The following is a 24,965-nucleotide window of genomic DNA, read 5'->3' as shown; positions in this document are numbered from 1 at the left end:
ACCCGCCCTGCATGGTCAGCTCGTACAGCATGGTCACGTCGGACGGCACGTTCGGCTCGCACGCCATGGTCAGCTCGCGAGCCGTCGCCGGACGTCGTCCAGCCGGCCGGCGATGGTGCCGTCGATGACCTCGTCGCCGATCTGGATGGACAGCCCGCCGATCGTGCCGGGGTCGAGCTCGATGTTCAGGTGTACTTCGTGGCCGTAAGCCGTCGCCAGCACCGCGGCGAGCCGCGCGCGCTGGGCCTCCGACAGCTCCACCGGGCTGCGCACCAGCGCCACCAGGCGCTGCCGCCGCTGGGCGACGAGCTTGCCGAACTCGGCGAGCCCGCCTTCCAGGCTACGGCCTCGCGGCCGCAGCACCAGCTCGGTGACCAGGGTCAGGGTCGCCGGGGTGACCTTGCCTTCCAGCAGGGCGTCCAGCAGACCGGACTTGCGGTCGGCCGGCAGCCCGGGCCCGGCCAGGGCGCCGCGCAGCTGCGGCTCCCGCTCGATGACCCGGGAGAACCGGAACAGCTCGTCCTCCAGGTCGTCGATCCTGCCGTCGGCCTCGGCGCGGGCGGCCTCGGCGGTGACCGCGAGGGTCTCCACCGCGTCCGACAGCTCCGAGGGCTTGGTCCAGCGCAGCCGGACCACGTCGGCGACCAGCTCGAGAGCGGCCGCCGAGACCTTGCCCTCCAGCAGGCCCTGGACGAGCGCCGCCTTGTCGGAGCCGTCCCGCGCGGGGTCGGACACCGCCCGGCGCAGCCCGTGCTCGCGGTCGATCAGGCGGAGCACCGAGAACAGGTCGCCACCGAGCGCGGACAGATCCGCGCTCGGGATGACCGTCTCCAGCCGCTCCCGGGCCTCCGCAAGGGACGCCCTGCCCACCGCTCCCGTGATGGTCATGATGAGATCGGCTCCTGGCTGCTCGCGCGGCCTTCCAGTTCCTCCAGGAACCGGTCGACCACGCGGCTCTGCCGGGCGCTGTCGTCCAGCGACTCGCCCACCACGCGGCCGGCCAGCTCGACCGACAGCGTCCCGATCTCGGCCCGCAGCGACGACAGCGCGGCCTGCCGCTCGGCCTCGATCGTGGCCTGCGCGGCCTCGGTGACGCGGCGCGCCTCGGCCTGGGCCTGCTCGCGCATCTCAGCGATGATCTGAGCGCCCTGCTCGCGGGCCTCTTCACGCAGCCGCGAGGCCTCGTGCCGCGCCTCGTCCAGCTTGGCCTTGTAGTCCTTCAGCGTGGACTGGGCGTCGGCCTGCGCCTGCTCGGCGCGCTTGAGCCCGCCCTCGATCGCGTCGGTCCGCTCGGCCAGCGTCTTCTGGATCTGGGGGACGAGCTTCCAGCCGACCAGGATCAGCACGATCGCGAACGAGATCGTGCCGAAGATCAGTTCGGAGGTATGGGGCAGCAGAGGGTTGTGCCCGCCCTCCTCCTGTGCCACCGTCACGGCGGCCAGCAGGTTGGTCATGAGGGTTCCGCCTTCCTGTCAGTGAGTGCCAGGAGGGTCAGTTGTGCACGAACGGCACAACGAAACCGATCAGGGCCAGCGCCTCGGTCAGCGCGAAGCCCAGCAGCATGTTCGTCCGGATGACGTTGGTCAGTTCCGGCTGGCGGGCGATGGCCTGCACGCCCTGGCCGAAGATGATGCCCACGCCGATGCCGGGGCCGATCGCGGCAAGGCCGTACGCGATGGAGCCGAGGTCACCGGTGACGGCGGCGAGAGTTCCCATTGACATTCCTTCTCATTCGGCCGGTGGGGAACCTCCCACCGGAGCTTGCGTTTCGAATCGGGTCGATCAGGATGGTCTGTGTTCAGCGCCCGTGCCCGGCGCCCGGTGCTCGTGACTCGATGGTCATGAATCAGTGCTCCGGATGGATCGCGCCGCCGATGTACGAGGCCGCCAGCATCGCGAAGATGAAGGCCTGCAGCGCCTGGACGAAGATCTCGAAGGCGGTCATCACGATGGTCATCACGAAGCCCAGCACGCCGATGCCGGCGCCCAGGACGGTCAGCTTCTCGAACAGGAACCAGTAGGCCACGGTCGCGAAGAAGGCCAGCAGCAGGTGCCCCGCGAACATGTTCGCGAACAACCGGACCGAGTGCGTGAACGGACGGAGAATGATCGTCGACAGCAGCTCGATCGGCGCGTACAGCACGTACAGCGGCTTGGGCAGTCCGGGCGGGAACATCATGTTCTTGAACCACCCGACGAAGCCCTGGTTCTTGATGCTCAGTCCCCACATCATCACGTAGACCACGAGGGCCAGCACGATCGGGAAGGCGATGTGCGAGGCGATCGGGAGCTGCAGGACGGGAACGACGCCCATCCAGTTGATGACCAGGATGAAGAAGAACGTGGAGAGCAGGAACGGCATCCACCGGTCGGCGTCCTTGCCGATCATCGGCCGGGCGACCTGGTCGCGGACGAACAGGTAGCCGAGCTCGCCGACGTTCTGCACACCGCGCGGAACCAGCTTGGGCTTGTTGAACGCCGCCCAGAAGAAACCGACAACGATGATCACCGAAAGGGTGGCGATGAGGGTCGGCTTGGTCACCCACGAGGGTGCGCCCTCCCACAGCGGGCCCCACTCGAAGATCTCGGTCCCGGGCGCCTTGAACTCATCTCCGGCCGGTGCGGCGAGCCCGCTCGGGGAGGCGAGGAGTTGTCGCGCACTCACGCGGCAGTCCCTTCGTCAGTGACTCTAGATTCGTCAGTGACTCTAGAGGTCGGTCGTTTCGTGGTGGGCCCGAGGGCCGTGGCTTCAGTCCCGGTCGGCGGTGGTGCTCGGGCCCGCTGCCGGCGGCGTCAGCGGCCGAAGCGGACGTAGATCAGGTAGAGCGACAGACCGAGACCCACCAGGACTCCGATGGGAAGCATCGCCGAGGTGCCCCACCAGCGGTCCAGGAGCCAGCCGAGGCCGCCGTAGACCGCCATGCCGCTCATGATGTAACTGGGTATGGACCATGCGGCGTTGGTGAAGTTCTGGTGGCCCTGATCGTCGTCGCCGGACCGCGGATCGGGCGGGTGCCCCTGCTCGCTCATCGCAGGACGGACCATAGCAGGCCACCTCCGTGATGGTCATATTGGCGTAGTACTCGCGGGAGCGGTGTACGCGGGAGGCGTTCATCACGGTCCCCGGTCGGCGGCCGGCGCGGGGTCGATGTACGACGTCTTCGCCCTCGTGGTGGTCAGGATCTCGGCACCGATCCACACCAGGGTGAGCGCGATCACCGTCCAGGCGAAGGCCTTGGGGTTCCACGCGGTGACACCGTCGAAGGCGATGATCAGGGCGAACATCCCGAAGAGCTTGGTGATGTAGCTGAAGACCGCGGCGGCGAACATCAGCTGCGCCGAGATCTTCGAGGCGTAGCTCACCGCGATCACGCTGATCGAGAAGAAGGCGATCACGACGATCGTGCCGATCGCGGCGCCCAGCGCTCCCTTGGATCCGGTCAGGAGCCAGCACACCGCGATGGCGGCGATACCGGCGAGCCCTGACGGGATCGCGGCGCCGCGGAGGATCCGGGCGTCGGAAGAGTGCATGATGGCTCCGGCTGGTCACTTATCGTGTTCGTCGGCTGTTCGTGAAAGGTATCACAAGCGTCCGGAACGTCCGCAATTACCCTCGATGTAACGGGTTGCGGCCGATCGACCGGCGCGTTCCCGAACACCGGACACGGCACCGACCCGGGCACCGGCTCCGGTCGGGCACGGCACGAACAACAGGGACTCTAGCCCAGGTCAAGCCGTGGTTCGCTCAAAAAGCGGATGCCGCGCGGCGACTCAGACGGGCTGCCGGGGACGGTCCGGTACGGGGTGCGCGGCCGCCTCGGCCCGGGCGGCCCGGCGGGCGGCCAGCCGGGGCACCGCGATCATCGCGGCGAGGCCGGCGATCGCGACCACGCCCATCACCGAGGCCACCAGCGCCAGCGAGTTGGTGAACGAGACACCGACCAGGCAGGCGGCCAGCAGCGAGACCCAGAAGTACATGATCAGCACCGCCCGGCGGTGCGAGTGGCCCAGTTCCAGCAGCCGGTGGTGCAGGTGCTGCTTGTCCGGCGCGAACGGGGACCGGCCCTGGTTGGTACGGCGCCAGACCGCCAGCACCATGTCCATGAACGGCACCGCCGCCACCGCGGGGACCAGCAGCAGCGGCACGTAGAACGGGAACAGGTTCTCCCCGTACGCGCCGAGGAAGGCCGGGTCGAACTGCCCGGTCAGCATGATCGTGGAGGCGCTGAGCAGCAGCCCGATCAGCATCGAGCCGGTGTCGCCCATGAAGATCCGGGCCGGGTGGAAGTTGTGCGGCAGGAAGCCCGCGCAGATCCCCACGAGCACGGCGGCGGTCAGCGTCGCGCCGGTGAGCGTGGTCATCTTGTTGGTGTAGGAGAGCAGGTAGGCGTACGAGAACAGGGCCAGCGCGGCGATCCCCACCACGCCGGCGGCCAGCCCGTCCAGCCCGTCGATGAAGTTCACCGCGTTGATCGTGGCGACCACGATCAGGACGGTCAGCGGCACCCCGTAGGCCGGCGGCAGCGACAGCGTCTCCCCGTTCGGCATCGGGATCACGTACAGCTGGATGCCCTGCATGATGAAGATCCCGGCCGCCGCGACCTGCCCGGCGAACTTGGTCAGCGCGTCCACGCCCCAGCGGTCGTCGGCGATCCCGACCAGCACGATCAGCCCGCCCGACAGCAGCAGCGCCTTGATGACGCTGACCTCGCCGCTCGCGATGACCTTGCGCATCTCCGGCAGCCCGGAGGCCACCACCAGCGCGGCCACCATGCCGCCGAACATCGCCAGCCCGCCCAGCCGGGGGGTCGGGATCACGTGCACGTCGCGGTCGCGGACCTCGGCCTGGGCACCGAACCACACCGCGAACCGGCGGACGGCGGGGGTCAGCAGGTAGACGACCACGGCGGCGACGAGGATGGTGAGCAGGTACTCCCGCACGCCTCATGCCCCCTCTCCGTGGACCGGCCTATCGCCCCATGGGATTCCGACGCCCGCCGCGAACGGTCCGTTCGCGGCGCGCCGTACCGATCAACTGTAATCCTCCCCCGGAGCGGTCGCCGCGCCTTCCCCGCGACGCGCCCTGCGGGCATACCCGATCCCGGCCCCGACGACCATGACCGCGAGCCCGGCGACGGCCAGGTCACCCAGCGAGAACGCCCAGGGCCCGCGCGGCACCGTGTCGTCCGCGACATCGGCGAGAACGATCAAGGCTCCCGCCGCCGCCAGCGCCTCGCCGGCCCGCCGGCCCGGCAGCGGCCGCCCGCGCCGCACCGGCACGACCACCAGCACGGCGGCTCCGAGCGCGACACCGATCGCGGCGGTGCCCCACCAGGTGCCCGCCCAGCGAGGGCGCGCGTACTCCGGCGGCGGCACCGCCACCACCCCCTCGGGCAGCCGGACCCGGACGAACATGCCCTCGCGGGGCCGCAGTCCGCGCTGGGTGAAGCCGATCGCGTACGGGCCGTCCCGCTCGCGCAGGCAGCGGGTGGCGGCCTCCCGGGTCCCGGCCCGGCAGGACGCCTTGTGCAGTGGGACCGGCGCCTGCACCCGTACGGCCGCCTCCCCGATAGGGACGTCCCAGGCCGAGCCGACGGCGTCCCAGCGCAGCTCGGCCCAGCCCTTCTCCGCGCTGTTCTGGTGAGCACCGCCCTGCTGAGCACCGCCCTGCTGAGCACTGCCCTGCCCGATGCGGTCCTTCCCGGTAGGGCGGTCGCGCCGGGTGAACGCCCCGTACACCTCGTACTCGATCACGTAGGCCTGTCGGCCGGTGACCTTGTGGCCCCGGGTACCGACGGTGATCTGCACGTCGTTCAGCAGCCGCAGCGTCCGCGGCCGGGAGGGCGCGCCGGTGGAGGAACTGGCCCGCACGTCGCGGATCCCGAAGAGCCGGTCGCCGCGGCGGTACGGGACGCGCCGCGCGATCCCGTGCTCGCCGCCGCTGTCGAAGTCGTAGGTGATCGTCTCCCGGACGTGCAGGACCGCCTTGCGGTCGATCGTCAGCACCACGTCGTACGCGGGGATGCTCTCCACCGGCCGGGGCTCCGCCGCCGCGGGCGAGGCGTTCGCGGGCAGGGTGCTCACGGGCAGCAGGAGGCCGGCGGCCACCAGCGCCGGGACGCCGAAGATGACCGCCAACCCCCGAAGTCGGCCACGCACGTCAGGCATGGTCGCACCGTTGGGACGCCTGTCGCGGCGCAACGAACCGTTTACCATCCGCGGATTCCGCTGCTCGCCTCTGCCTTACTCGCCTCTGTCCTGTTCGCCTCTGTACTGTTCGCCTCTGAGCCGTTCGCCTTTACAGTCACATGCTGTGGGGGAACGGGGAACGGACGCGATCACCGGGCGGTGGCCCGGCGTCGCCGACTTCGCCGTACCCGCCCTGCTGGCGTTCGCACAGATCGCCGGTACCTGGTTGCTCACCGACGGGATCGCCGAGCCGCTGGACCGCGAGCGCTGGATGGTCGCCGTGGCGGCCATCCTGTGCTGCAACGCCGCGCTGATCTGGCGCCGGGTCGCGCCGCTGACCGTGCTGGCCGTGACCCTCGCCGTCGCGGGCGCCGGAACGCTGGCCGTCGACCATCCCGACACGCTCGTGGGCGGGGTCTCCGACGGGATCGCGCTGTTCTCGGTGGCGGTGCACCGCCACCGGCGCTACGCCATGATCGGCTGCGTCGCGGCCTTCCTGGTGATGACGGCCACGTTCGCGCCGACCCGCGGGGCCCCGGGCGCCGTGCTGGCCAACGGGATCCTCGACGCCGCGTCCTACGTCGCGATCACCGCGCTCGGCCAGCTCCGCCGGCAGCGCAAGGCCCGGCGCCGCGAACTGTCGGAACGGCTCACCGCCGCCGAGCGCGAACGGCACGACGCCGCCGCGGCCGAACGCGAGCGCCTGGCCCGCGACCTGCACGACGTGGCGGGCCATCACCTCAGCGCCGTGGTCGTGCACAGCACCGCCGCGTCCCGGATCGACGACCCCGATCTGACCGCCCGCGCCCTGACGGCCGCCGCCGACACGGGACGCGACGTACTGAAGGCCCTGGGTCGCCTGGTGGACGTGGTGGGGCCCGACGAATCCGCCGACGGCGGCCTCGACACCCTGCTCCCTCCGCTCTGCCAGGGGCTGGCCCGGCTGGGGGTACCCGTCTCGCTCTCGGTGGACGGGTCCAAGCGGCTGCGGCCGGAGGTCAAGAACGCCGCGTACCGGATCGTTCAGGAAGCCCTCACGAACGCGATGAGGTACGCGCAGGGCGCGGCGGTGAGCGTCGAGATCCTCTTCGAGTCCGGGCTCGTGGAGGTGACCGTCCACAACGCCGCGCCGCCCGAGGAGATCCCCGCCCCGGCGCTCGGCGGCGGGCGCGGCATCGCCGGAATGCGCGACCGCGCCGAGTCGCTCGGCGGCACCCTGAGCGCGGGCCCGGACGGCTCCGGCGGCTGGACGGTACGGGCCGTACTGCCCACCTCGCCGGTCAACCGAGGGCGCGGCTGGCCGGAGGTCCTGGACGGCGCCGCGATCGGGGTCTGCGTGGCGCTGCCCGCCGTGGTCGCCTTCGCCGCGCCGGACGCCATCCTCGGCGGATGGTCCGCCGGCGCGGCCGTACTGGCCATGGCGGCCGTGGCCGGGCGGGCCCTGCCGCTCTGGTGGCGGCGCCGTTCCCCGTACGGCGCCCTGATCGCGCTGACCGTGATCGACTCCGTCTGGGCGCTGCTGGCCGGGCGGCTCGGCTCGGGGCCCATGCTGTCCCTGCTCTTCTTCGGGGCCCCCGCCGCGATGATCGCGGTCTCCTCGGTGGGCTGCTACGCCCGCCGCGGCGTGCTCACCTGGCCCGCACCGCTGATCGCGGCCGTCCCCTGGGGCATCGCGTTCGCGTGGCTGCCCACCCTGGACCCCGGCTCGAACCCTGAACGTTCCGACGTGGTCATATTCGGCCTGGTCACGGGCGTGGCGTTCGCCGTCCTCGTGCTGCTGCCGTTCTGGGCCTGGGGACGGGCGGTCTCGGGTCGCGGCATCCGCTGGGAGCTCAACGCCCTGGAGACCATGGCGCTCCGTACCGGCGAGGCCGTCTTCGCCGAACGCCACCGCGTCGCCCTGGGCCTGCGCGGCACCGTCCTCGACCACACCGCCCGCCTGGTCCGTACGGCCGAGGCCGGCATGGCGGCGACGCAGAGCGAAGCACAGGAAGCGCTCGTGACCGTGGCCGAGCACGCCCGCGCCGCCCTCACCGACATGCGCTCCCTGCTGAACGCCCTGGACGAGGCCTGACCGTTCAGGCCAGAGCCCCGTAAGGAGGCGACGGTGACTCGAGGGCCGGTTACTCCTTGGTGAGGGAGGGTTGTTCGGGGTCGGCTTCGGGCTTGTCGAGATCCACCGGCTCGGCGGCGGGCTTCTCGAGGTCGACGGCCTTCGCCTCGGACGACTCAGCCTCGGACGTTTTGGCCTCGGACGCCTCGGACGCCTCGGGCTCGGACGCCTCGGGCGCCGACTCCTCTGGTGCCGGCTCCTCGACCTCGTCCTCGTCCTCGTCGGTGAGCAGGACGCCCACCACGGCGCGGATCTTGTCTTCGGAGATCGCGCCGACGCGCAGCAGGCGCGGGATGGCGCCGGTGAGATCGACGATCGTGGACGCTTCGGCGTGGCCGGACGGGCCGCCGTCGAGGTACACCGCGACCGAGTCGCCGAGCATCTTCTCCGCCTCGGCGACGGTACGGGCCGCGGGCTCGCCGCTGAGGTTGGCGCTGCTCACCGCGAGCGGGCCGGTCTCCTTGAGCAACTCCACCGCGAGCTCGTGCATCGGCATCCGTACGGCGACGGTGCCCTTGGTGTCGCCCAGGTCCCACAGCAGGTTGCCGTTGGCCCGGCAGACGAGCGTCAGAGCCCCGGGCCAGAACTCGTCGATCAGGTCCTGCCCGTAGGTGCCGAGGTCTTCCACCAGGGCCGTGGCGGCCCGTACAGAGCCCACCAGGACCGGTGGGGGCATGGCCCTCCCCCGGCCCTTGGCGTCCAGCAGCGCGGTCACGGCGGGCGGGGTGAACGCGTCGGCGCCGATCCCGTACACGGTGTCGGTCGGCAGCACGACCAGCTCCCCGCGCCGTACGGCCGAGACGGCCTCGGCGATTCCCCGGGTACGCTCCATCGGCTCGGAGCAGTCATAACGTCGGCTCACGGTCGCCCGTCTTCCCAAGTGTGCGGATGCATGCCGTCCTGTGGCAGGGCCCAGGATATCCACGGCCCGCTGTACGCGCGGCCCGGCGGTCGTTATGCCTGGGCGTTATGCCCGGGCGTTATGGAACGCCCAGGCGGGCCGTGACGAAACGGTCCCGGTTGGTCAGGTCGCGGCGGTTGCGCACATCGCGCCAGCCGTTCTCCTCCGCGAAGATCCAGTAGACGCCGTTGCCCTGCAGGTCGCTGTGCTCGACGGCCACGTAGCCGCCGGGACGCAGCAGCCGGCGGGCGGTGCGCTCCACCGCGCGGATGGCGTCGAGCCCGTCTTCCCCGCCGCCCCACAGCGCGTCGGCGGGATCGTGGTCGCGGACGTCGCGCGGTACGTACTCCCACTCGCTCATCGGGATGTACGGGGGGTTGCTCACGACGAAGTCGACCGAGCCGTCGAACTCGCCCAGCGCGGAGCCGAGGTCGCCGAGATGCAGCCGTACCTGGTCGCGCTCGTCGAGGTCCTCGACGTTGCGGTTGGCGTGCACGTACGCCGTCGGGTCCTTCTCCACCGCGTGCACGCGCGCGCGGGGGGCCTCGAGGGCGATCGACAGGGCGATCGCGGCCGAACCGGTGCCCAGATCGACCACGAGGGGATCCTGGACGTCCATGTCGCGCAGCGCCTCCAGCGCCCAGCCGACCATCACCTCGGTCTCTGGCCGCGGGACGAACACGCCCGGCCCCACCCTGAGCTCCAGGTAGCGGAAGAACGCCCGGCCGGTGATGTGCTGCAGCGGCTCGCCGGCCTCGCGGCGCGCCACGTACTCCCAGAACAGCGCGTCGAACGCGGAGTCGGCGACCTTGTGCAGCTCGGAGCGGTTGACGCCGTGTACGGCCGCGGCCAACTCCTCGGCATCGGCGCGGGGAGAGGCGGCGCCCGCGTCGGCCAGCCGCGCGGTGGCCCTGGCCACCTCGTCGAGCAGCAGGTTCATGACGTCCGCTGCGCCTCCGCGAGCCGGCGTTCCATCTCGGCGTCGACCAGCGCCTGGGTCACGTTGTGCAGATCGCCGTCGAGCACCTGGTCGAGGTTGTACGCCTTGAAGCCGACCCGGTGGTCGGAGATGCGGTTCTCCGGGTAGTTGTAGGTGCGCACCCGCTCGGAGCGGTCGACCGTGCGGACCTGGCTCTTGCGCTCGGCCGACGCCGCGGCGTCGGCCTCCTCCTGCGCCATCGCCAGCAGCCGGGACCGCAGGATGCGCATCGCCTGCTCCTTGTTCTGCAGCTGGCTCTTCTCGTTCTGGCAGGAGGCCACCACGCCGGTCGGCACGTGCGTGATCCGTACGGCCGAGTCGGTGGTGTTGACGCTCTGCCCGCCCGGACCGGACGAACGGTAGACGTCGATGCGCAGGTCGTTGGCGTCGATCTGGACGTCCACGTCCTCGGCCTCGGGCGTCACGAGGACGCCGGCGGCGCTGGTGTGGATCCGGCCCTGCGACTCGGTCACCGGGACCCGCTGGACGCGGTGCACGCCGCCCTCGTACTTCAGCCGGGTCCAGACGCCCTCGCCCTGGCCCGGCTTGGCCTTGACCGCGACCGTCACGTCCTTGTAGCCGCCCAGATCGGACGGATGGGAGTTGATGATCTCGGTCTTCCAGCCGGTGCGCTCGGCGTACCGCAGGTACATCCGGAGGAGATCGCCGGCGAACAGCGCCGACTCGTCGCCGCCCTCACCTGCCTTGATCTCCAGGATGACGTCCTTGTCGTCGCTGGGATCGCGCGGCACCAGGAGCCGGTGCAGCCGCGCCTCCAGGAACTCGCGGCGCCCGGCCAGCTCGGTCGCCTCGGCGGCGAACGCCGCGTCCTCACCGGCCAGCTCGCGCGCGGTGGCCAGGTCGCCGGTGGTGACGGCCAGCTCGCGGTACGTCTCGACCACCGGCCGCAGCTCGGCATAGCGCTTGCCCAGCCGGCGCGCCAGCGTCTGGTCGGCGTGCACGGCCGGGTCGGCGAGCCGCCCCTCGATTTCGGCGTACTCGCTGATCAGCTCGTCGAGATTCACGGTGATTCCTGGGACGGGCCTGCGCACACGGACACGCAGAGACGCGGAGAGATCGGACGGCCCGGGAAACAAGGCCCGGGAACACGGCCCGGGGAACACGGTGTACGGAACACGGTGGATCCCCGGGCCTGCGTTCGGGCCCGCCCTACTTGCGGCCGCCCTTCTTGCCGAAGCGCTGCTCGAACCGGGCGACGCGGCCGCCGGTGTCGAGGATCTTCTGCTTGCCCGTGTAGAACGGGTGGCAGTTGGAGCACACGTCGGCGCGCATCACGCCGTTCTCGGCGGTGCTGCGGGTCTCGAAGGTGTTCCCGCACGCGCACGTCACGGTCGTGACGACGTAGTTCGGGTGGATGTCAGGCTTCACGGGTTCTCCTCGCTTGTGGCGGTCGCCGGGCACTTCCCTGGCACTTCCGGGCTCGCGCGGATACGCGCGGGTGAGGGGAAGCGTGAACCGGTACCGCAGCGGTTGCACTCCAAGTGTGCCAGATACCCGAACGTGCCGAGGTCAACGGGCATTCCCGATCTTGTACCATCCCGCCGCCGGACCGCCCGGCGAGGCCGGCCGGCCGCTGGTCAGGAACCCGAGCGGCCCAGGTAGGCGAGCACGGCCATGACCCGGCGGTGGCCGCCCTGGGCGGGCTGGAGGCGGAGCTTCATGAAGATGTTGGAGATGTGCTTCTCCACGGCGCCCTCGGTGACCACCAGGTCCGCGGCGATCGCCCCGTTGGAGCGGCCCTCGGCCATCAGCCCCAGCACCTCGTGCTCGCGCGGCGTGAGGGCCTCCAGCGGGTCTCCGGTACGGCGCCGTCCGAGCAGCTGCCCGATGACCTCCGGGTCGATCACCGTGCCGCCGGCCGCGATCCGCCGTACCGCGTCGATGAACTCGGCGACCTCGGCCACCCGCTCCTTCAGCAGGTAGCCCACGCCCTGGGCACCGCCGCCGATCAGGTCGGTCGCGTACCGCTCCTCCACGTACTGCGACAGGACCAGGATCGGGGTCTCCGGCCGCCGCTCGCGCACCTCCAGCGCGGCGCGCAGCCCCTCGTCGGTGAACGACGGCGGCATCCGCACGTCGACGATCGCCAGGTCGGGCCGGTGCTCGAGGACGATGCCGAGCAGCCCCGGCCCGTCGCCCACCGTCGCCACGGTCTCGATCCCGGCGTCGCCGAGCAACCGGACCAGCCCTTCCCTGAGCAGCACCGAATCCTCGGCGATCACGACCCGCATGGCCTCATTATCGGGGGCCCCGGCGACCGCCGGGGCCCCTCGACCCGTTCCGTCCGGAATCGGCTGCCCTACCAGGTGCAGGGCAGGTCGGCGCGAATGATCGTCGGCCCGCCGGGCGGGCTGTCCACGATCAGCATGCCGTCGATGGTGGCGGCCCGGTCGGCCAGCCCGGCCAGCCCGCCGGCGGCGCGGGCGGTCGCGCCGCCGACACCGTTGTCGATCACCTCGACCACGACCCAGGCGTCGTCCCTGGCGACCCGGACGGACGCGCGGGTGGCGCGGGCGTACTTGGCGATGTTGGTCAGCGCCTCGGCGACGATGAAGTACGCGATGCTCTCGACCGCGGCCGGGGGCCGCTCGGGCAGGTCCACCTCGACCTCGACCGGGACCGGAGCGCGGCCGGCCAGCCCGGACAGGGCGGGGTCGAGCCCCCGGTCGGTGAGGATCGCCGGGTAGATCCCGCGGGCCAGGTCGCGCAGCTCGGCGATGGCCTCCTTGGTGCCCGAGTGCGCCTGCTCGATCAGGGCGCGCGCCCCCTCGGGGTCCTGGTCCAGCTTGGCGCGGGCGCGGCCGATGTCCATCGCCACGGCCAGCAGCCGCTGCTGCGCGCCGTCGTGCAGGTCGCGCTCGATCCGGCGCCGCTCGAACTCGGAGGCGTCCACCCCGCGCGCCCGGCTGGCCTGCAGGTGCGCGGTCTTCTGCCGGAGCTGCTGGTTCTCCTGCTGGGACGGGCTGGACCCGAGCAGCAACCGGAGGATGAGCACATGGCCGATCGCCAGGGCCCGCGTCACGTACATCGCCATCACCGCGACCAGCAGGCCGAAGAGCGTGCCCGGCAGTGCGGCGACGGGGTTGCCGGCCCAGAACGAGACCGCCCCGAGGTTGACCTCGACGCCGCCCGGCTCAGTGGCGAACACCGGCATCAGGATGAACGACGCGGCCGCCCCCCAGACCGCCGCCGACACCACGAACTCGACCAGCGAGATCGGGAACCGCAGGAACAGGTAGAGCAGGTCCTTCCAGGTGGCCGGGTCGACGGCCATCGCCTTCAGCTTGACCAGCGGGTTGCGGCCCGGCGGCAGCGCCCGGTACGGGTTGGGGATCTTCACCCCGAACGCGACCAGCGCCATCGTCCGTTCCACGATCGCCGCGAACCGCCAGGCGACCATCATCAGCACCAGCATCGGGATGCCGACCCAGATGATCGTCAGCGCGGTCGACACCGCGAGCCCGACGACCAGGAAGATGAACCAGGCCAGCCCGAAGGCCAGGCTCGCCCCTAGGTAGAGCGCGGAACGCCAGGTCAGTGATGACCTGGCCATCGCCATCGGACGCCATGACCCGCTCACGACGGTCATCGTCCGGCCGCCAGCGGTGGCGGTGCTGCTCAGCTCGCCCACATCGTCCCTCCGTGCCCAGTCCACCGTACGACCCCAGACTGCCGATCGGGCACCCGTACCGGCCATGGTGCCCACCGGCGAGCACGAGGTAGGGCTAACCCCACCATCCGGTCGGGTGCGCGCAGAAACCGCGTGAGGGGCTGGTGGGAGGCGATGCGGGGCCCGCGGGCGTGGGCCGGGGCACGCAAAAGGACGGCGCCCCGGGAGATGCCCCCGGGGCGCCGTCTTTCAGCCTGCTCGTAGCATGTTCTGTTGTCGCGTTCCGGCGCCGTCGTGGCCTCAGCCACCGCGCGAGCGCGTTACCTGGCCGGTGAGGCGATGCCGAAGGCGAGCCTCACCGGGCAGATCGCGAAGCGATGTCGCGCTCGCACAAGAACCGGTCACGGTGCGAGCCGCCAGGCGAGCACTGTGGGCCGGGACTTTGAAACACTGCCTAGCGGTCGTCGGAGACGGTCGTCTTCTGGACCTGCAACAGGAACTCGGCGTTGGACTGGGTCTCCCGCATCTTCTCCAGGAGCAGTTCCAGCGCCTGCTGGGTGTCCAGCGCGTGCAGCACCCGGCGCAACTGCCAGACCACCCGCAGCTCGTCCGGTGCCATCAGGATCTCTTCCTTGCGGGTACCGGACGCGTCCACGTCCACCGCGGGGAAGATCCGCTTGTCGGCCAGGCTCCGGTTGAGCTTGAGCTCCATGTTGCCGGTGCCCTTGAACTCCTCGAAGATGACCTCGTCCATCCGGGAGCCGGTCTCGACCAGCGCGGTGGCGAGGATCGTCAGCGAGCCGCCGTTCTCGATGTTGCGGGCCGCGCCGAAGAACCGCTTGGGCGGGTACAGCGCGGTCGAGTCGACACCACCGGACAGGATCCGGCCGGACGCCGGGGCAGCCAGGTTGTAGGCACGGCCCAGGCGGGTGATGGAGTCGAGCAGCACGACCACGTCGTGGCCCAGCTCGACCAGCCGCTTGGCGCGCTCGATGGCCAGCTCGGCGACCGTGGTGTGGTCCTCGGCCGGACGGTCGAAGGTCGAGTGGATGACCTCGCCCTTCACCGACCGCTGCATGTCGGTGACCTCTTCGGGACGCTCGTCGACCAGCACGACCATCAGGTGGCACTCGGGGTTGTTCTTGGTGATCGCGTTGGCGATCGACTGCAGCACCATCGTCTTGCCGGCCTTGGGCGGCGAGACGATCAGCCCGCGCTGGCCCTTGCCGATCGGCGACACCAGGTCGATGATCCGCGTGGTCAGGATGTTGGAGTCGGTCTCCAGGCGGAGCCGCTCCTGCGGGTACAGCGGGGTCAGCTTGGAGAAGTCGACCCGGGCCTTGGACTGCTCGGGCTCCATGCCGTTGACGGTGTCGAGCCGCACCAGCGCGTTGAACTTCTCGCGCCGCTCGCCCTCGCGGGCCTGCCGCACCGCACCGGTGATGACGTCGCCCTTGCGCAGGCCGTTCTTGCGGACCTGGGCCAGCGAGACGTACACGTCGTTGGGCCCCGGCAGGTAGCCGGTGGTCCGCACGAACGCGTAGTTGTCGAGGATGTCCAGGATGCCCGCGACCGGGATCAGGACGTCGTCGTCGCTGAGCACCGGCTCCTCGAAGCGCTCGCGCCCGCCGCGGCCGCGGTTGCGCTCGCGGAACCGGCGTCCCCGCCGCCCGCGCCCGCTGCCGTCGTCGTCATCGGCCGGGCCGCCGCCGCCCGGACCCTGGCTCTGGCCGCCCTGGCTCTGTCCACCCTGGCCGCCCTGGCCCTGCCCGCTGCGCTGCCGTCCGCCGTCGCGACCGCCGTCACGGCCGCCCTGGTCGCGGTTGTCGCCGCGCTCACGGCCGCCCCGGCCGCGCTGCCGTCCGCCGTCGCGACCGCCGTCACGGCCGCCCTGGCCCTCGCCGTCGTCGTCGGACCGGCCGCCGCCCTGCTGGCGCTCCCCGCGCTCGCCCCGCTCCTGCCGGTCGCCGCGGTCGCTCCGCTCGGAACGGTCGCCCTTGCCGCCCCGGTCGGTGCGCTCGGCGCGGTCGGTGCGCTCGGCGCGGTCGGTCTTGGTCTTGTCGGCCCTGTCGTTCCTGGCCTCGCCCTTGCCGTCGTCGGCGCTCTCGGCGCCCTTGTCGGCCTTCTCGGACTTGTCGGAACGCTCGGCCTTGTCGGCCTTCTCCGGGCGCTCGGCCTTCGCGGGCCGGTCGGCCTTCTCGGCCGCGGGCTGCACGGGCTGCTCGGCGGCGGGAGCGGCGTCGGCGATCGTCACCTGGCCCTCGGCGGCCTCGCGCTTGGCCGCGGTCGTCCTGGTACGGCGCGGGCGCTCGGCCTTCTCCGTGCCAGCGGCTCCCTGCTCGCCCCCGGCCGAGCCCTTGCCCTCGCCGCCACCCTGCTTGTCCTGGATGGCTGCGATGAGCTGGCTCTTGCGCATCCCGGTCGTGCCGGTGATGCCGAGGCTGGACGCGAGCGCCTTGAGCTCGGGCAGCACCATGGCCGACAGGCCGGTGCCCGACCGGCGGCGCCGGGGGGTGGCACTCTCGGCGCCATCGGCGGCGGGTGCCGTGCTTGATGCGTCCGTAAGGAGTTCGCTGGATTCGCTCACTAAGGGTCCTTCCCAGGGAGCGGGTGTAGGCCGGTGTTTGGCCAGGCAACCCGGTAGTGCGGCCCGGCGGGGGCGCCGAGTCGGGCTCCGTGGCTCACGACGGTGTCGTGAGCCGCGATTTCTGGGCACAGCCAGATGGTGGTCGTCGGGACGGTTCGCTCGTGCCGGCCCCCGATACCGCAACGTCCGAAGTTGGTTCGCGGGAACGCATGACATCGGAATGCCACGGTGTCGGGAAGCCTGGTACGCGGGACCGACACGACCGGAGGGCCGGAACGGTGACGCGCGGCTGACGAGCACACGGCCCCGAACGGGGCAACTGGTGCGGCATTCAGCCTAACATCACCAGGGCGCACTGCTATTCCCCAGAGTCGATGTCTTCGCATTTTACCTAGCTGGATCATTCCACCTGGGTGGGTCCGTCACACCGTCCCGGTCCCGTGCGGCTCCCAAGGCGCGAACCTCGAGCTCAAGCCTCAAGCTCAAGGGACGAACCTCAAGGCCGGACGCTGGAACCGGGGTGCCGAACGCAGGCGCCGTGGGGGGCGACGTTCAGCGGGTGTATGTGCCACCCATTACCCAGTTCCGTCGTCATCGAATCAACTTCGGAAGCGCTTGTGAAGAGCAGGACAGTAGGACCTGCCCCCGATATCACCGCCGGGACGCCCGCTTTGCGCATCCGTTCGACCAGTGCGGCCGACTCCGGCATCGCCGGCGCCCGGTAGTCCTGATGCAGCCGGTCCTCGGTCGCGTCCAGCAGTACGCCGCCGTCGAGGCCCTGGGCGAGCGCCGCGACGAGCAGCGCGGCACGTCCCGCGTTGGCGGCGGCGGCACCGTGCGGAACGGTCTCCGGCAGCAGCCCGCGGGCCCGTTCGGTGGCCAGGCGCTGGTCCGGTACGAGCGCCGTGACCTCGGCCAACGCCGGATCGAGCCGGACCGAACGGGGGCCCGAATCCGATGTCCAGGCGATCGTCATCCCGCCCGCGATGCAGGGCGCCACGTTGTCGGGATGGCCCTCGATCTCGGTCGCCAGCCGCAGCACCGCGGCGTCGTCCAGCAGCCGTCCGGCCGGATGCAGGTGCCGCGCCGCGACGATCCCCGCCACGATCGCGGCGGAGGACGACCCGAGCCCGCGGCTGTGCGGGATCCGGTTGACGCAGCGCAGCCGCAGCCCTGGGGGCTGGCCGAGACCGGTCCCGGCCAGGCCGTCCAGCAGGTCGAAGGTCCGCCGCAGCACCTTCACGATGAGGTGCCGCTCACCGCGGTCGGCGACCTCGGCGCCCTCGCCCTCGACCTCGATGGCGAGCCCGCCTCCGGTCACCGCGACCTCGACGTCGTCGTACAGCGTCAGTGCCAGCCCCAGCGAGTCGAAGCCGGGCCCGAGATTGGCGCTGGTGGCCGGGGCCCGTACCGAGGCCACGGATGCCCAGCCGTCCGTTGCCGCCTCGCCTGCGGTGCGCTCACCTGCCGTGCCGGCCTGCCCTGCCTCGCCTGCCTGCCCTGCCGTCACGCCAGGCCCAGCGCCGAGGCGGCCGCGTGCGCGTCCACCTTGACGGTGGTCGGGGCCGGTGCCCCGGAGATCGCCCAGTCGGGGTCCTTGAGGCCGTTGCCGGTCACCGTGCAGACGACCTTCGTGCCGCGCTCCACCACGCCGCGCTCGACGGCCTGCAGCAGCCCGGCCACGCTCGCCGCCGAGGCCGGCTCCACGAACACGCCCTCCTCGGCCGCCAGCATCCGGTACGCGGCCAGGATCTGCCGGTCGGTGACCGAGTCGATCGCGCCGCCCGAGTCGTCCCGGGCGGCGATCGCCAGGTCCCAGGAGGCGGGGTTGCCGATCCGGATCGCGGTGGCGATCGTCTGCGGCTTGAGCACCGGCTCGCCCTTGACGAACGGTGCCGCGCCGCTGGCCTGGAAGCCCAGCATCCGCGGGGTCCTGGTCGCCACCTTGTCCGCGGCGTACTCCTGGTAGCCCATCCAGTACGCGGAGATGTTGCCGGCGTTGCCGACCGGAAGGCAGTGCACCTCGGGCGCGTCACCGAGCGCGTCCACGATCTCGAACGCGGCGGTCTTCTGGCCCTGCAGCCGGTACTTGTTGACCGAGTTGACCAGCGCCACCGGATAGTCGACCGACAGCTTGCGGGCCAGTTCCAGGCAGTCGTCGAAGTTGCCGTCCACCTGGAGCAGCCGGGCGCCGTGCACCAGCGCCTGCGCCAGCTTGCCCATCGCGATCTTGCCCTGCGGCACCAGCACGGCACAGGTCATCCCGGCCCGGACCGCGTACGCCGCGGCCGAGGCCGAGGTGTTGCCGGTGGAGGCGCAGATCACCGCCTTGGCACCGTCCTCGGCCGCCTTGCTGATCGCCATCGTCATGCCGCGGTCCTTGAACGAACCGGTCGGGTTGGCGCCCTCGACCTTGAGCCGCACCTCGCAGCCGGTGAGCTCCGATATCCGCAGCGCCGGCACGAGCGGCGTCCCGCCTTCCAGCAGGGTGACGACGGGAGTGCCGTCCGTCACCGGCAGGCGGTCGCGGTACTCCTCGATGAGGCCGCGCCAGGCGCGGGCGGTCGGGTTCACGTCGTCTCCTCGAATGACCTGCGATGTTGCGCGAATTCTAGGCGGTGTTCCAAAGCCCCGCCGTACGGGGCTATCCGGCCGGACCGGGCTTTGGCATACAGAGCCGCCCGGCCGTACGGATCACTGCTCGCCCTCGACGCGCATCACGCTCGCCACCTCGCGGACGATGTCGAGCTTGCGCAGCCGTTCCACGGTCGCCGACAGCGCCGCGTCCGGTGCGCGGTGCGTCACCACGACCAGCTGGGCCTCATCGCCCATGCCCTCCTGCCGTACGGCCTTGATGGAGACCTCGTGCCGCGCGAACTCCTCCGCGACCGTGGCCAGCACGCCGGAACGGTCGGCCACGTCCAGCTGGACGTAGTAGCGCGTGACGGTCTCGCCCATCGGCAGTACGGGCAGCTTCGCGTACGTCACCTCGACCGGCCCGCGACTCCCGGCCATCAGGTTGCGGGCCACCGCCACCAGGTCGCCCAGGATCGCCGAGGCGGTCGGGGCACCGCCCGCGCCGGCGCCGTAGAACATCAGCGAGCCCGCCGACTGCGCCTCCACGAACACCGCGTTGTACGCCTCGCGCACGCTCGCCAGCGGATGCGCCCTCGGGATCATCGCCGGATACACCCGTACCGAGACCCCGCGCCCGCCGTTGCGGCCGTCCTCGGCCGGGACGCGCTCGCAGATGGCCAGCAGCTTGACCACGCAGTCCATCTCCTTGGCGCCCGCGACGTCCGCCGCGGTCACCTCGGTGATCCCCTCGCGGTGCACGTCCGCGGCGGTCACCGGCGTGTGGAACGCCAGCTGCGCCAGGATCGCCGCCTTGGCCGCCGCGTCGAAGCCCTCGACGTCGGCGGTCGGATCGGCCTCCGCGTACCCGAGGGCCTGGGCCTCCTCCAGCGCCTCGTTGAACCCGGCGCCGACGGTGTCCATCTGGTCGAGGATGTAGTTGGTGGTGCCGTTCACGATGCCCAGCACCCGGTGCACGTGGTCGCCGACCAGCGACTCGCGCAGCGGCCGCAGCAGCGGGATCGCGCCGGCCACCGAGGCCTCGTAGTACAGGTCGGCGCCGAACTCGCGGGCCGCCGCGAACAGCGTCCCGCCGTCCTCGGCCAGCAGCGCCTTGTTCGCGGTGATCACCGACTTGCCGGCCTTCATCGCCGCCAGCATCAGCGTCCTGGCCGGCTCGATCCCGCCGATCACCTCGACGACCAGGTCCACGTCGTCCCGGGTGACCAGGGCCAGCGCGTCGGTCGTCAGCAGCTCAGGGTCGATGCCCTCCCGGACGCGGTCCAGCCGCCGTACCGCGATCCCGGCCACCTCGAGCGGAGCGCCCACCCGCGCGGCCAGATCGTCGGCCTGCTCCCGCAGCAGCCGTACGACCTCGGAGCCGACGACACCGCATCCCAGCAGCGCCACCCGCAAAGGGCCCCCTACGGGTCGGGTCGTGGTGGATCGGATTGTGGAGGATGAGGTGGGAACGACCCCGGGTTTCACGCTTCGACCTCCGCATCCAGCCGTAGCAGATCATCATCGGTCTCCCGGCGGACGATGACCCGCGACGCGCCGTCCCGCACCGCCACCACGGCGGGCTTGGGAACGTAGTTGTAGTTACTGGCCATCGATCGACAGTACGCACCGGTCGCCGCCACCGCCACCAGGTCACCCGCCGCAAGATCTTCGGGAAACCACAGGTCTCGCACGACGATATCCCCGGATTCACAGTGCTTCCCGACAAGCCTGCTGAGCATCGGATCCGCGTCCGATGTCCGGCTCGCCAGCACCCCGGTGTACTCCGCGCTGTAGAGGGCCGTCCGCAGGTTGTCGCTCATCCCGCCGTCGACCGACACGTACGCCCGCAGGCCCTCGACGTCCTTGACCGTGCCTACCTCGTACAGCGTGACGCCCCCCGGGCCGACGATCGCCCGGCCGGGCTCCACCGTCAGCCTGGGCATCGCGAGCCCGTACACCTTGCACTCCTGGGTGACGATGCTCCGCAGGCCGTCGGCGAGGTCCTTGGGATCGGGCGCCTCGTCCCCGGGCACATAGGCGATCCCGTACCCGCCGCCGAGATCCAGCTCGGGCAGCTCGATCCCGTGCTCGTCCCGAATGGCGACGAGCAATTGCGCCAGCCGGTGCGCCGCGACCTCGAACCCGTCGGTATCGAAGATCTGCGAACCGATGTGCGAATGCAGCCCGACGAGTTCCAGCTGCTTGAGCTCCAGAACCCTCCGTACGGCCTCCAGAGCCGCGCCCGAACTCCTGGAGAACCCGAACTTCTGGTCGTCATGGGCCGTCGCGATGAATTCGTGGGTATGCGCCTCGACACCCGTGGTGACCCGGATCATCACCTTGGGCCGGACGCCCTTTTCCTGCGCCAGATAACCCAGCCGCGCGATCTCCTGGAACGAGTCCAGCACGATCCGCCCGACACCCACGTCGAGCGCCCGTTCCAACTCCCCGACCGACTTGTTGCTCCCGTGCATCGTGATGCGCTCGGTGGGGAACCCCGCGGCCAAAGCGACGGCCAGCTCTCCCCCACTGCACACGTCGAGCCCGAGGCCCTCCTCGTTCAGCCACCGCGCGAGCGCCGTACAGAGAAAGGCCTTGCCCGCATAGTGAACGTCGCCATCGTGGAACGCGGCCGCGTATTCCCTGGCCCGCGCACGCACATCCTCCTCGTCATAGACGAAGAGCGGCGTCCCGTACTCCCGGGCCAGATCCCGGACATCGACACCGCCGATGGCCATGACCCCCTCGTCGCGCTTCGCGCCACGAGGCCAGATCAGCGGATCCAGCGCGTTCAGATCCTCCGCCGGAGGCATCGGGTGTTCTTCGGGCAGGACGTCCGCATGCCGCGGTCCCGCGGGGTGTACTCGGCTCATAGTCGCTCTCTAGGGATCTCACCGATCATCTTCAGACCATTGCTCAGGGCGATGCGCGCGGCCTCCGTCAACGTGACGCGCGCCGCATGCACCGCCCCGGGTTTCTCACCGCCCACGGGCAGCGCGGGACACCGCTCGTAAAAGTCGTGAACGCCGTCCGCGAGGCGCACCAGATACCCGGCCAGCAGACCCCGGCGCGCCCACCCCGGCAGTTCCCCCAACAATCCCAGCAGGGCCAGCTCTTCCCGCCGCTCCAGACCCACCGGCGGCCCGCCCCGTACACCCAGGTCCCGCGCCCGCCTCGGAACGGCCGCGGCCCGCGCATACGCGTACCGCACCCGGAACCCCGGATTCCCGAACGTCCGGGGCCGATCGGGCCATGAGAACTCCGTCACCTCATGGACCCCGTACCGCTCCCCCAGCGCCACGATGTCGCTCGCCAGCTCCGCCGGCTCAGCCACCGATATCCGGAGAAAACCCCCACGAACCTCGACCTGGCCGATCCCGGCGACACCTTCGAGCCCCCGCCCGAGCACCCCGGCGTCCACGCCGGCCCTGAGCGCCACCGGACTCCCGTAGACCCCCGGCCCCAAACACCGAAGCGCCACGTCGGGCACGCTCTTCCCGGCGTCCCGTACGGCGCCCATGAGGGCAGCGCTCACCTCGGCTGGAGTCACTCTGGTGAGACTATCCGACCACTATGTGGACGCGGCCGCCAGCTTCCGCACGGTCTGGATCAGCTGGTTCGGATCGAACGGCTTGGTCACGTACGCGTCGACACCGATCTCATGCCCCCGCCTGATGTCATGCTCCTGCGCCCTGGCCGTGATCATGACGACCTTGATGTGCCGGGTGTCCTCGTCCTCCCGCAACCGCATCGCGGTCACCCACCCGTCCAGCCGCGGCATCATCACGTCCAGCGTGATCACATCGGGCCGGACCTCCCGCACCTTCTCCAGGCAGTCCTGGCCGTCCACCGCGGTCGCCACCTCGAACCCCTCGAGCTGCAGATTCACGGCGATCAGCTGGCGGATCACCTCATCGTCATCGACGACCAGCACGCGTCCCAGTGGCTCGGTCACGGCCACGAAGTTAGTCGACTCCAGAGAGCAACGCACGGCGAACCGTCCAGGTGCGCGCCGACCCCGCAACCCTGGTAGCCTTCTTCTCGCGCCGAACCACCAGGCGCGGGCCCCCTTAGCTCAGGGGATAGAGCAACGGCCTCCGGAGCCGTGTGCGCAGGTTCGAATCCTGCAGGGGGCACCCGAGATGATCAGCAAAAACCCCGGTTGACCAGGCACTACGCCGGTCACCGGGGTTTCGTGTGTAGGCAGCCATGTGCCACCGGAAGCCACCGTTTGTCGCCATTCCCGGAACATACGCGGAACGGCTTTCGGAACGTCTCCCCTGGTCAGCCCAAAGAAATGGACCCCGGTACGGAACCGGGGCCCATCCTCAGCGGCCAAGAGCCGCATCCATCCGTGCGAACCAGTGCCCGTCATCACCGTCGATGCAGTGCGCATAGATCCGTTGCAGGACCTCACACTGTGCCCCGCCCACTCGGCCACGTTGACCGCAGGGACACCAGCGTTCAGCCGCCACGAGACCCCGGCATGCCGGAAGTCGTACGGCTTGCGCGCCAACGGCGTCTTGACCTGGTCATCAGTGAACGCCTTCGACCGGGCCCGTTCGAGCACCCGCCACAGCGTCGAGGGGTGATAGACGCCGTTCCGGTAGGTACGGAACAGGCGACCATCCGACCCGGCCCCGTACTCCTCCAGATGCCAGCGCAGCAGCTCCACCAGCTCCGGTGGGATCGGCACGGGGCGACGGGTCCCCCGAGGCCGGCCCTTGAGCCCCCGAGTCTCGTGAACCTCACCGTCATCGGTCCACCGCTTGCCCGCCGCCGACCGAACCTCGTCCAGCTCCAGAAGGCCCCAGCCGGTTTCGGGCAGGGAGACGATGTTGTCCTTCCGAAGGTTCACCGCCTCAGACGGCCGCAGCATCGCGTAATACATGCACCCGAACACCGCCACCAGACGGGGCCCCTGTGTCTTCCCCACCTGGCGAACGGCGTCCAGGAGGAGCGCCACCTGTGCGGGACTCGGCACCCGCCGCCGATCAACCGCGTGCACAACCTCCGGAGGCTTCCAGTCCCCATCATCCGCGCCATCGAGCGGATTTGCCGAAAGTTGCTTCTCCCGTACGGCGTACTTCAGCGCGCCATAGAAGCCCCGCCGCCGACGCCGGTAGTACTCAGGCTTGGAAGGCTTTCCATCCAGGTTGATCCCGCAGGCATCGAGCCCCTTGGCAACCCACTTGGATTCGTCGAGGACGACCACCGGCACGGACGCCTTAGCGACCCAGCGAAGAGCCGCCGCGATCTCATCCGGCTTCTCGTCATCGCGCCGAGGAGGGTTGAACGCCCAGTTCCGCAACGCTCGCCGCAGTACCGCAGCATCAGGAGCACCCCGGTTGCTCTGGACCAGGACCGAGGTCACCGCCGTGAGCCCCTCAACCACCGAGATACGTCCCTTTGCCGCCAACTTGGGCCACTTCTCATCCATGTACGCGCAGGCCAGTTCGTACCAGGTCTTGCCCGACACCGCGCGTTCCATCGAATCCGGGAGGCCAGATTCGATGTTGAATGCCTCATTTTCGGCCGTCGACATAAGCCGCGACTTGAAGCGTTCCGCCTGCGGCTTACGCACAAAGGTCTCCGAACTCTCCCGACCGGCGACTGTCCATCGCACCGTGTAGGAACGGGGAACGCGCTTGCCGTTCCTCGTGGTGTAGTTCGGCCTGATCTCCCAGAACCGGATCTTGTTGGACTTCATGCGGCTCTATCCTCCCGAAGCCCCTGCATCCACTCCCGAAAGTCCTCGCGGTGAATCCGCAATTCGCCGTTGGGGATTCGGTGACAGACCGGCGCCAGACCCAGTTCCCGCCACCGATAGAACGTCCGCCGGGAGACTCCCCCGAGTTTGGCTAGTGTCCTGAGTCATTAGTTTGTTGTTACTCGGTAGGGTGTGGGGATGCCGAGCCCGAAGCTTGAGCCAGTGGTGTTGTCCGATGAGGAACGGTCGGCGCTGGCCGGCTGGGCCGGGCGGGGTAA

Annotated in this window: 22 protein-coding genes, 1 tRNA gene and 1 pseudogene; 2 read left to right on the top strand and 22 right to left on the bottom strand. The window is 70.6% G+C overall.

Annotated elements, in window-relative coordinates:
- Nucleotides 1-69: 69 nt before the first annotated feature.
- The 8 genes from ACH34Q_RS12910 to ACH34Q_RS12875 form a co-directional block, all read right to left on the bottom strand.
- On the bottom strand, nucleotides 70-888 hold the full coding sequence (locus ACH34Q_RS12910) for a F0F1 ATP synthase subunit delta (protein WP_395983097.1): 819 nt from the start codon (nucleotides 886-888) through the stop codon (nucleotides 70-72).
- Nucleotides 885-1,454, bottom strand: coding sequence for a F0F1 ATP synthase subunit B (locus tag ACH34Q_RS12905; RefSeq protein WP_395983096.1), 570 nt, complete (start codon nucleotides 1,452-1,454; stop codon nucleotides 885-887). Before ACH34Q_RS12905 ends, ACH34Q_RS12910 begins: the two co-directional genes overlap by 4 nt.
- A gap of 37 nt (nucleotides 1,455-1,491) precedes the next feature.
- Complete coding sequence (gene atpE, locus ACH34Q_RS12900) at nucleotides 1,492-1,716, bottom strand: ATP synthase F0 subunit C (RefSeq protein WP_395983095.1); 225 nt, start codon at nucleotides 1,714-1,716, stop codon at nucleotides 1,492-1,494.
- 130 nt (nucleotides 1,717-1,846) lie between these two features.
- On the bottom strand, nucleotides 1,847-2,665 hold the full coding sequence (gene atpB / locus ACH34Q_RS12895; RefSeq protein WP_395983094.1) for a F0F1 ATP synthase subunit A: 819 nt from the start codon (nucleotides 2,663-2,665) through the stop codon (nucleotides 1,847-1,849).
- 128 nt (nucleotides 2,666-2,793) lie between these two features.
- Complete coding sequence (locus ACH34Q_RS12890; protein WP_395983093.1) at nucleotides 2,794-3,030, bottom strand: AtpZ/AtpI family protein; 237 nt, start codon at nucleotides 3,028-3,030, stop codon at nucleotides 2,794-2,796.
- A gap of 84 nt (nucleotides 3,031-3,114) precedes the next feature.
- Entirely contained in the window at nucleotides 3,115-3,531 is a 417-nt protein-coding gene (locus tag ACH34Q_RS12885) for a hypothetical protein (protein WP_395983092.1), read from the bottom strand.
- Between the two features lie 240 nt (nucleotides 3,532-3,771).
- A complete protein-coding gene (locus ACH34Q_RS12880) occupies nucleotides 3,772-4,941 on the bottom strand; it encodes a glycosyltransferase family 4 protein (protein WP_395983091.1) in 1,170 nt (389 codons plus the stop codon).
- Nucleotides 4,942-5,031: 90 nt separating this feature from the next.
- Entirely contained in the window at nucleotides 5,032-6,168 is a 1,137-nt protein-coding gene (locus ACH34Q_RS12875) for a DUF2207 domain-containing protein (protein ID WP_395983090.1), read from the bottom strand.
- A 145-nt stretch (nucleotides 6,169-6,313) separates the two neighbouring features.
- Between ACH34Q_RS12875 and ACH34Q_RS12870 the strand changes: the two genes are divergently transcribed.
- Nucleotides 6,314-8,263 carry a histidine kinase gene (locus tag ACH34Q_RS12870; protein ID WP_395983089.1) on the top strand — a complete coding sequence of 650 codons (1,950 nt, stop codon included), beginning with the start codon at nucleotides 6,314-6,316 and terminating at the stop codon, nucleotides 8,261-8,263.
- Nucleotides 8,264-8,312: 49 nt separating this feature from the next.
- On the opposite strand, the gene ACH34Q_RS12865 is transcribed toward ACH34Q_RS12870, so the two are convergent.
- The 13 genes from ACH34Q_RS12865 to ACH34Q_RS12805 all read right to left on the bottom strand — a co-directional run bounded on the left by ACH34Q_RS12865 (nucleotide 8,313) and on the right by ACH34Q_RS12805 (nucleotide 22,911).
- Nucleotides 8,313-9,134: an L-threonylcarbamoyladenylate synthase gene (locus ACH34Q_RS12865; RefSeq protein WP_395983088.1), complete on the bottom strand. Its 822-nt coding sequence runs from the start codon at nucleotides 9,132-9,134 to the stop codon at nucleotides 8,313-8,315.
- A gap of 148 nt (nucleotides 9,135-9,282) precedes the next feature.
- Nucleotides 9,283-10,143 carry a peptide chain release factor N(5)-glutamine methyltransferase gene (gene prmC / locus ACH34Q_RS12860; RefSeq protein WP_395983087.1) on the bottom strand — a complete coding sequence of 287 codons (861 nt, stop codon included), beginning with the start codon at nucleotides 10,141-10,143 and terminating at the stop codon, nucleotides 9,283-9,285.
- Nucleotides 10,140-11,207, bottom strand: a complete 1,068-nt coding sequence (gene prfA / locus ACH34Q_RS12855; protein WP_395983086.1) for a peptide chain release factor 1 — start codon at nucleotides 11,205-11,207, stop codon at nucleotides 10,140-10,142. The genes prmC and prfA overlap by 4 nt, the downstream gene beginning before the upstream one ends.
- Nucleotides 11,208-11,352: 145 nt before the next feature.
- Nucleotides 11,353-11,571, bottom strand: coding sequence for a 50S ribosomal protein L31 (gene rpmE / locus ACH34Q_RS12850; protein ID WP_395983085.1), 219 nt, complete (start codon nucleotides 11,569-11,571; stop codon nucleotides 11,353-11,355).
- Between the two features lie 209 nt (nucleotides 11,572-11,780).
- Nucleotides 11,781-12,434: a response regulator gene (locus ACH34Q_RS12845; RefSeq protein ID WP_395983084.1), complete on the bottom strand. Its 654-nt coding sequence runs from the start codon at nucleotides 12,432-12,434 to the stop codon at nucleotides 11,781-11,783.
- A gap of 68 nt (nucleotides 12,435-12,502) precedes the next feature.
- Nucleotides 12,503-13,858, bottom strand: a complete 1,356-nt coding sequence (locus ACH34Q_RS12840) for a sensor histidine kinase (RefSeq protein ID WP_395983083.1) — start codon at nucleotides 13,856-13,858, stop codon at nucleotides 12,503-12,505.
- A gap of 409 nt (nucleotides 13,859-14,267) precedes the next feature.
- Complete coding sequence (gene rho, locus ACH34Q_RS12835) at nucleotides 14,268-16,400, bottom strand: transcription termination factor Rho (RefSeq protein WP_395983082.1); 2,133 nt, start codon at nucleotides 16,398-16,400, stop codon at nucleotides 14,268-14,270.
- Nucleotides 16,401-16,896: 496 nt separating this feature from the next.
- Nucleotides 16,897-17,820 carry a homoserine kinase gene (gene thrB / locus ACH34Q_RS12830; RefSeq protein ID WP_395983361.1) on the bottom strand — a complete coding sequence of 308 codons (924 nt, stop codon included), beginning with the start codon at nucleotides 17,818-17,820 and terminating at the stop codon, nucleotides 16,897-16,899.
- 86 nt (nucleotides 17,821-17,906) lie between these two features.
- Complete coding sequence (gene thrC / locus ACH34Q_RS12825; protein ID WP_395983081.1) at nucleotides 17,907-18,974, bottom strand: threonine synthase; 1,068 nt, start codon at nucleotides 18,972-18,974, stop codon at nucleotides 17,907-17,909.
- 120 nt (nucleotides 18,975-19,094) lie between these two features.
- Nucleotides 19,095-20,384: a homoserine dehydrogenase gene (locus ACH34Q_RS12820; protein WP_395983080.1), complete on the bottom strand. Its 1,290-nt coding sequence runs from the start codon at nucleotides 20,382-20,384 to the stop codon at nucleotides 19,095-19,097.
- A gap of 74 nt (nucleotides 20,385-20,458) precedes the next feature.
- Complete coding sequence (gene lysA, locus ACH34Q_RS12815) at nucleotides 20,459-21,850, bottom strand: diaminopimelate decarboxylase (RefSeq protein ID WP_395983079.1); 1,392 nt, start codon at nucleotides 21,848-21,850, stop codon at nucleotides 20,459-20,461.
- Nucleotides 21,847-22,527, bottom strand: a complete 681-nt coding sequence (locus ACH34Q_RS12810; RefSeq protein WP_395983078.1) for a DALR anticodon-binding domain-containing protein — start codon at nucleotides 22,525-22,527, stop codon at nucleotides 21,847-21,849. The genes lysA and ACH34Q_RS12810 overlap by 4 nt, the downstream gene beginning before the upstream one ends.
- Nucleotides 22,528-22,548: 21 nt before the next feature.
- Nucleotides 22,549-22,911, bottom strand: a complete 363-nt coding sequence (locus ACH34Q_RS12805) for a response regulator transcription factor (RefSeq protein ID WP_395983360.1) — start codon at nucleotides 22,909-22,911, stop codon at nucleotides 22,549-22,551.
- A 130-nt stretch (nucleotides 22,912-23,041) separates the two neighbouring features.
- Here ACH34Q_RS12805 and ACH34Q_RS12800 point away from each other — a divergent pair.
- A tRNA-Arg gene (locus ACH34Q_RS12800) sits at nucleotides 23,042-23,113 on the top strand.
- 1,570 nt (nucleotides 23,114-24,683) lie between these two features.
- Here the strand turns inward: ACH34Q_RS12800 and ACH34Q_RS12795 are convergent.
- Nucleotides 24,684-24,830, bottom strand: a pseudogene (locus ACH34Q_RS12795) (helix-turn-helix transcriptional regulator); the annotation flags it as partial.
- Nucleotides 24,831-24,965: the final 135 nt, after the last annotated feature.

Origin of the sequence: Actinomadura sp. 9N407 (assembly GCF_044326315.1) — a bacterium.
Taxonomy (GTDB): Bacteria; Actinomycetota; Actinomycetes; order Streptosporangiales; family Streptosporangiaceae; genus Spirillospora.
The sequence above is the reverse complement of the archived record's forward strand: the minus strand, read 5'-3'. Positions and strand labels throughout refer to the sequence as shown.